Origin of the sequence: Desulfofundulus sp., assembly GCF_049701015.1 — a bacterium.
GTDB lineage: Bacteria > Bacillota > Desulfotomaculia > Desulfotomaculales > Desulfovirgulaceae > Desulfofundulus.
On the sequence record NZ_JBNATZ010000130.1, the window covers coordinates 1 to 6,886 of the forward strand.

Genomic DNA, 6,886 nt, shown 5'->3' on the forward strand with positions numbered 1-6,886 from the left:
TCCAGAAAAAGCTGCGGCAGCAACAGGAATTTACTCTGGAAGATTTCTTGCAGCTTGCGTTTTGCTGTTGCACTGGCCCCTCAGCCGTCATGACTTTCTCCATGGTAAAACAGGCACTTTTTAAGCCGAGAGCCCGGCGTACCTCATCAGCCTTCGCTTTAAGGGGATCCCTGCCAATCTGGATGGTCAACGGCTTTCCGTCCGGGCCCAGGCCGCTGACCGCAAGGCACTTAACCCGCTGGCCGGTGGACGTACGCTCTATTTCCACCAGGTCGTAAATTTGACTGAAACGATAGCCGGACGCAGCCAGTTGTTCCTTGAGTTGATCGGCAGTGTAAGTCCTGACCCAGTCGTAATGCTTGTTCTGGGGGTTGCGGTCGAACGGGTCCGGCCTGGCACGCAGGTAATCCACACAGCTAACCCATACGTCCTCGCTGTTTTCCGTATACCCGCCGCTCGAACTATGGAAAACGGCACTAATAGGCCGGCCACGGTAGGTTACCACAAGGCCCCTGGTTTCATCCACCGCCCTGCTGGCAGCCGGATGCTCACCGTCGTAACCCCGGTATACCTGGCTCCCCTGGGTGGCCAGCACATCGAAACCCTGGCTCGCGTAGGTACCCATTTGGGCCAGGACATAACTGCGGGCGGCCACCGCCTGGGCCTTCAATGCTTCCGCGGGCCAGCTGGCGGGCATCTCCGCCGGCACCACCCCGTAAAGGTATTCTTCAATGCCCAGCTGGTTGACCACCGTAATCCCCCTGTCATCCAGGCGGAACTCCATATCACCCCTGTAGCGGTTGGCCTGCTCTCCCTGGTAGAGGGTAACCAGATTCAGTCCCCCGGCAGGAGTAATTGTTTTCATTTGCCCACCGGCACCTATTACACTCATACCTGCCAGGTTGTCCAGCAGGACTTTTTTACCCCCCGCACCCAGGGTATACAGGCCGCCCTCCCGTTTTATCTGGTTGCCCGCCGCCGCAAGAACGCTTACCTGCAATACTCTACCTCTCAAACCAAGCGGCCCTTTAAAGCAACCGATTTCAATACCATCCCTGTATAACTCAAGCCCACCCGGAGAATAGCACACGTCCCAGCGCTGCCCGGGGGTAACTTCTGAAACAATATTATTTGTCGAGTAATTGATCAACTGATAAGTTCCGGTTACCGAAAAACCAACCTTCGCTGCTTTTTGGACCAGCCCCACACGAACGTCATGAGGTGCCACTACGACCTCCCCCAAAGCCGGACAGGCGGGATAACTCACCAGGGCCCAGAGTCCTAAAAGGAGGATAGTCAAACTCAAGTGCTTTTTAAACACCAAACAAACCCCCTGCTGGATGTACAATTCCCTTCACCCTGGTAAGTTCGACAGGTTTCTGCCAGTTTCCTGCCGGAGCTAGCGCCGAAAAATAAGGTTTAAGATTAACGTAAGGAGAAGGCTCAGGATAATGGAACTAACGACAGGGAAGTAAAAGGTAAAATTACCTCTCTGAATAAAGATGTCTCCGGGTAGGCGGCCCAGATGGAAGAGCCTTTCCGATACCATGAGCAGGCCGCCGGTAACCAGCAGGAATACACCCATCAGAGCGAGCATTTTGCCCAAACCGCCCATCATTTCTCTTCACCTGCACCTTTTCTTCTGGAAGAATGATAATAACGTTCCTTCTCACTATATATACAGCCGCAGTACTGCTGGCGGTACATGCCCAGTTCTTTGGAGCGGGCAACGGCTTCCTTGAAACCGGTACGAAAATCCGCATAGTAAAACGGCACTCCAAACTCATCGCTTACAGACTCGCCGATTTCCCGGATCAGGTCGTGCTTTTGAAACGGGCTCACCAGGAGGGTTGTAGTGAAAGCATCAAAACCTCCCCGCCTGGCCACCCGGGCAGCCTGCCGGAGGCGCAGGGCGTAACAAAATTGACACCGCCGGCTTTCCCGGTAAACCACCATCTGCAGAAATTGCTCCAGAGGGTAATCATCATCGAAAATTACCGGGAGCTCCTGTTCCCGCGCATACTTCTCCAGTGTTTCCCTCCTTTTTTGCCACTCTGTATAGGGGTGGATGTTGGGGTTGAAGAAATAGCCGCGAACCGTGTGACCCTCCCGGCGCAGGTAGTCCAGGGGGTAGATGCTACAGGGGGCACAGCAGATATGCAGAAGTATTTTCATGGACATCCCACCACCTGTTTGATTGGAACGGACATTTCTCATTTTACCATAAGCTCATCTGGACAGGATCTCTCTTCAACGGCAAACCCAGATGTTTGTAAGCGGCAGGAGTGGCCACCCGCCCCCGGGGGGTACGGGCGAGGAGTCCTGTTTGCAACAGATAGGGCTCAAAAACATCCTCCAGGGTACCCGCTTCTTCCCCGGCAGCCGCGGCCAGAGTATCCAGTCCCACAGGACCACCGTTAAACTTCTCTATAATTATGTGCAGCAGGCGCCGGTCGGTATGTTCCAGGCCCAGGGGGTCTACCTCGAGAAACTCCAGCGCCTGGACAGCAACCGCCCGGGTTATTACACCCCCGGCCCGCACCTGAGCATAATCCCGCACCCGTTTTAACAGGCGGTTGGCTACCCGGGGCGTACCCCGGGCACGCCGGGCAATTTCTAATGCCCCCTCCCTTTCTACAGGTATGCCCAGAATATGGGCCGAACGGGTGATAATCTGTACCAGCTCGTTGACCTCGTAATATTCCAGCCGGCAAAGCACCCCAAAACGGTCCCGCAGCGGCGATGTGAGCAGGCCGGCCCGGGTAGTGGCACCGATTAAAGTAAACCGGGGCAGTTCCAACCTCAGGGAACGGGCGCCCGGACCTTTACCGATGACAATGTCCAGGGCAAAATCTTCCATGGCCGGGTAGAGTATTTCCTCGACCGGCCGGCTCAGGCGGTGCACCTCGTCAATAAACAAAACATCTCCCAGAGACAGATTGGTCAAAATCGCAGCCAGGTCACCAGGGCGTTCCACGGCCGGGCCTGAGGTGACGCGAATACCCACCCCGAGCTCACTGGCAATGATACCGGCCAGGGTGGTCTTACCAAGGCCAGGAGGGCCGAATAAAAGCACGTGATCCAGCACTTCACCCCGCTCTCTGGCCGCGCTTATAAAAATTGACAGACTCTCCTTAATCTTTCTCTGGCCAATAAAATCCTCGAGCCGCCGCGGCCGCAGGTTGTATTCGTGTTCCCCGTCCTCCGACCGGAAAGTAGCGGAAAGGAGCCTTTCCTCCAAGGGTAAACACCCCCATCAAGCGGTTAAGGTTTTTTCTGCCTGCCCAACCACTGGAGGGCAGACCGCAGCAAATCCTCTGTGGTACCAGAAGCAACCTGCTGGCGGACCTGCCGCACGGCCCGGCGGGACTCCACCTCACCGTAACCCAAAGCCATCAGGGCGGCCACAGCCTCCCCTTCGTCCTCTGTATTCTCTGAACCGCCAACCACAGAAGTCACATCCCCCAGTTTGTCCTTCAGCTCAAGGATAATACGCCGGGCCGTCTTTCTGCCCACACCGGGGACAGCTGTAAGAAGATTTTCATTTTCCTCCGCCACTGCCCGGCTCAAGGCGGCGGGAGTCACCACAGACAAAATGGAGAGGGCCACCCTGGGACCCACCCCGGCCACGTTTAAAAGCCTGCGAAAGGTTTCCAATTCCGCCCGGCTGGAAAAACCAAAAAGAGCGGGCCCATCTTCCCGCCATAAAAAATGAGTATACAGGCGTACCGGATGCCCTTCTGGCGGAAGCTGACTCACCATGGACAGGGGGATGCGGACAAGGTACCCCACGCCGTGAACATCTATCACGATGGAGTCCTCATGTATTTCCACCAGCTTACCACTCAAAAAGGCAATCATGCAGGGTTATTCCTCCATTAGATACCGGTCAGCCGGACATGACCTCTGCCTGAGACCCGGTGAGCATGACAGATAGCCACCGCCAGAGCGTCGGCCACATCATCGGGCCTGGGGATCTCCGGCAGGCATAGAAGAGCCCGAACCATATACTGGACCTGTTCCTTGGTTGCCCTGCCGTAACCAACCACAGCCTGTTTGACTTCCAGGGGAGTATATTCGGCTATTTCGAGACCGGCATTTACGGCGGCCAGAAGGGCTATACCACGGGCCTGTCCTACGGCGAGGGCCGTTCGAACATTTTTGTTAAAAAAGAGTTCTTCCACGGCAAATTGTCCCGGCTGATGGAGTTTGAGCACCATCTCCAGCTGCCGGTAAAGATACTGAAGCCGCAGGGGCATAGGCTGATCGGATCGTGTTGTAATGCAGTCGTAAGCTACCGCTCTCAGCACATTCCCCCGCAGTTCAACTATGCCATAACCGGTGACGGCCGTACCCGGATCAACACCAATAACCCGCATAAAGCCCTCTCCTCACTAAAAAATTCCACGCCACCCACCATGGTTCCTGCTAACAGTTTAAAAATCAAGTCCGGGATTACCCCCGGACTCTGCTGCTTCATCCAGGTTTTCCAGCATGGCGTTTACCGCCTGTTCGGAGGGGAACTCCAGCTCCGCACGCAAAATAGCCTGTGTCTCCGGGTCCTGATGATTAAAATCGCCCGCCTTGTGCAACTTCAGCTGCAAATCGGGATGAAGCTGGTCTACAGGCATGTGTTTTTCAACCCGGAGCAGTTTTCCATTATAACCGAGAGGTCCCTCGTATACAGCCAGATAGCCCTCATGAATCCCCAGGTGCCGGTAATTCTTGTGCTCCGGACATAAATCCTGGACCCGCTGTCTTAATATCAACATCCTGCCCTGCTCTTTTATGCTCCATCCCTGGCCGGCAGGATATCGTCTGGCCAGTTCTGCGCGGTCCAATCCAATCAATTCCCGGGGAGCACGCCCCAGGAAAACTATTTGCACGTCACCACAAAGATATTCTTTCTCTTCCTGAACAAAAGTGTCACTCTTAACCGGCAGGACAGAGCGGTCACCGGCTCTGAGGATGGCCAGGCCGGGCTTGATTGATGGCTCTCCCAGCAAACTCATCCCCAGGTAGACTGAGATGGCCACACCAAGCATGATCAGCAGCCCGGCAAAGGCATAGAAACATCTTTTCAGCATGGTTCCAGACACTCCTTAAAATAACAGTGGTTGTCGATTATATTATTGCCACTTTTTTCCGGAACCATGCTTTCCCCTTTCAGGCCTTAATATTCTTCAAGCTCAAAATTAGCATATACTTCCTGGACATCATCGTGATCTTCCAGAGCATCCATCAAACGCATCATTTGCTCCGCCTCTTTGCCGGCAAGCTTAACCGTGCTCTGAGGGACCATGGTTACCTGCGCCTCTGCAATGGGGACTCCTTTTTCCACCAGGGCCCGGCGTACCTGTTCAAAATCTTCAGGAGCAGTGATAATTTCGAACTCGTCCTCTTCGGTTCTCATATCCTCAGCTCCCGCTTCCAGGGCGGTAAGCATCAACTCATCTTCATCCAGGCCGTCTTTTTCCACCACGATAACGCCTTTTTTGGAAAACATCCAGGAAACACAGCCAGCCTCACCCAGGTTACCTCCATGACGGGAGAAGAGGTGCCGTATCTCTCCAGCGGTACGGTTCCGGTTGTCAGTCATGATCTCCATCATAACTGCAACGCCACCCGGACCGTAGCCTTCATAAATCAGTTCCTCGTAGTCTGCTCCACCCAGCTCACCGGTACCTTTTTGAATAGCCCGCTGAATGTTCTCGTTGGGGATATTGGCTTCTTTAGCCCGCTGGATCGCCGCCTTCAGCCTGGGATTGGCGTCGGGGTCTCCACCCCCCATACGGGCCGCAACGATAATTTCCCTGGAGAGGCGGGTAAATATCTTTCCTCTCTGGGCATCCACCCTGGCTTTTTTTCGCTTGATGGTAGACCATTTGGAATGACCGGACATCTCTCGCTGAAACCTCCTTTCTTACACCCAAAAAAGTAGTATATCAGCGAACGGGGCCCGGCCCTGCTTACAATTAAAACGGGGGTATAACCGGCATCTGCTTTTTATGGGCATTTTTAGCCGCCAGGTGTTTGACAATCTCCCGCACCCGCTCGTCGGCCTTCCCGGTAAGGATAAATTCATCAAGCTCCTGGTATGTTATACCCATTTCCTTCTCATCGCTCTGCCCGGCCCATAAACCGGCAGAAGGCGGCTTATCAATAATACGCCGTGGTATTCCGAGGTGCCGGGCCAGCTCATATACCTGGCGTTTAACAAGGTTACCGATGGGTAAAAGGTCCACCCCTCCATCACCATACTTGGTAAAATAACCGACGGTCAACTCACTGCGGTTACCCGTGCCGGCAACCAGGTACTGCAGACGGGATGCATAAAAATAAAGCGTGATCATACGCAGTCTGGGCTTGATATTTATAATCGAAAGATCTTTTTTCTCCATGTCGTATTCTTCACCGGTGAGAAGGCGAACCAGGAGAGCAAACGGTTCGTCGAGAACAATTTCCTTAAAAGGAATATCAAAAGTGGTGGCCACCAACCTGGCGTCTTCAGCATCCTGCGGATTGCTGTAGCAGGGCATAATGATGCCCAGGACGTTATCCGGACAGGCCCGCTTGCACAAGACAGCCGTAACAGCGGAATCAATACCACCGCTCAGGCCTACCACGTAACCCCGCGCACCCCGTTCAACGACCTGTTCCCTGAGCCACCCGGTCAACCGCTCTGCGAGCAGATCCAAACCTGATCCCCCCGTGGTTAAAATCTCAGTTTTTATGATAACATGCAGCACCGAATAAAGCAATTGCCCCGTATCTTTGAGCAGAGTCACCAGAGTTGAGAAAATTAACTACCCCCGGGACAACCCGGGGGTAAGCTAAAAATTTTCCGGCAGCGACCTACTCTCCCAGGGGTAGGCCCCCAAGTACC

At 54.3% G+C, this 6,886-nt stretch carries 9 protein-coding genes; all 9 read right to left on the reverse strand.

Going from position 1 to position 6,886, the window contains the following annotated elements:
• The coding region (locus ACPLUI_RS08950) for a SpoIID/LytB domain-containing protein (protein ID WP_424659920.1) at nt 1-1,321 on the reverse strand (1,321 nt) is incomplete at its 3' end.
• A gap of 78 nt (nt 1,322-1,399) precedes the next feature.
• Entirely contained in the window at nt 1,400-1,618 is a 219-nt protein-coding gene (locus ACPLUI_RS08955; protein ID WP_424659921.1) for a DUF2905 domain-containing protein, read from the reverse strand.
• Entirely contained in the window at nt 1,615-2,175 is a 561-nt protein-coding gene (locus ACPLUI_RS08960; RefSeq protein WP_424659922.1) for an epoxyqueuosine reductase QueH, read from the reverse strand. Before ACPLUI_RS08960 ends, ACPLUI_RS08955 begins: the two co-directional genes overlap by 4 nt.
• A 43-nt stretch (nt 2,176-2,218) precedes the next feature.
• Nucleotides 2,219-3,241 carry a Holliday junction branch migration DNA helicase RuvB gene (ruvB, locus tag ACPLUI_RS08965; protein WP_424659923.1) on the reverse strand — a complete coding sequence of 341 codons (1,023 nt, stop codon included), beginning with the start codon at nt 3,239-3,241 and terminating at the stop codon, nt 2,219-2,221.
• A 23-nt stretch (nt 3,242-3,264) separates the two neighbouring features.
• The gene (ruvA, locus tag ACPLUI_RS08970; protein WP_424659924.1) at nt 3,265-3,861 is read right to left on the reverse strand and encodes a Holliday junction branch migration protein RuvA; all 597 of its coding nucleotides are present in this window, start codon (nt 3,859-3,861) and stop codon (nt 3,265-3,267) included.
• Nucleotides 3,862-3,878: 17 nt separating this feature from the next.
• The gene (gene ruvC / locus ACPLUI_RS08975) at nt 3,879-4,379 is read right to left on the reverse strand and encodes a crossover junction endodeoxyribonuclease RuvC (RefSeq protein WP_424659925.1); all 501 of its coding nucleotides are present in this window, start codon (nt 4,377-4,379) and stop codon (nt 3,879-3,881) included.
• Nucleotides 4,380-4,436: 57 nt separating this feature from the next.
• Nucleotides 4,437-5,087, reverse strand: coding sequence for a BofC C-terminal domain-containing protein (locus ACPLUI_RS08980; RefSeq protein ID WP_424659926.1), 651 nt, complete (start codon nt 5,085-5,087; stop codon nt 4,437-4,439).
• Nucleotides 5,088-5,173: 86 nt separating this feature from the next.
• Nucleotides 5,174-5,902, reverse strand: coding sequence for a YebC/PmpR family DNA-binding transcriptional regulator (locus tag ACPLUI_RS08985; protein ID WP_424659927.1), 729 nt, complete (start codon nt 5,900-5,902; stop codon nt 5,174-5,176).
• A gap of 73 nt (nt 5,903-5,975) precedes the next feature.
• Nucleotides 5,976-6,698 (reverse strand): NAD+ synthase, encoded by a 723-nt coding sequence (locus ACPLUI_RS08990; RefSeq protein ID WP_424659928.1) that lies wholly within the window; start codon nt 6,696-6,698, stop codon nt 5,976-5,978.
• Between the last annotated feature and the right edge of the window lie 188 nt (nt 6,699-6,886).

Bases quoted from the DNA above. Each gene is read 5' to 3' on its own strand.
- ACPLUI_RS08955 (WP_424659921.1), bottom strand. From the start codon at position 1,618: ATGATGGGCGGTTTGGGCAAAATGCTCGCTCTGATGGGTGTATTCCTG.
- ACPLUI_RS08960 (WP_424659922.1), bottom strand. From the start codon at position 2,175: ATGAAAATACTTCTGCATATCTGCTGTGCCCCCTGTAGCATCTACCCC.
- ruvA (WP_424659924.1), bottom strand. From the start codon at position 3,861: ATGATTGCCTTTTTGAGTGGTAAGCTGGTGGAAATACATGAGGACTCC.
- ruvC (WP_424659925.1), bottom strand. From the start codon at position 4,379: ATGCGGGTTATTGGTGTTGATCCGGGTACGGCCGTCACCGGTTATGGC.
- ACPLUI_RS08980 (WP_424659926.1), bottom strand. From the start codon at position 5,087: ATGCTGAAAAGATGTTTCTATGCCTTTGCCGGGCTGCTGATCATGCTT.
- ACPLUI_RS08985 (WP_424659927.1), bottom strand. From the start codon at position 5,902: ATGTCCGGTCATTCCAAATGGTCTACCATCAAGCGAAAAAAAGCCAGG.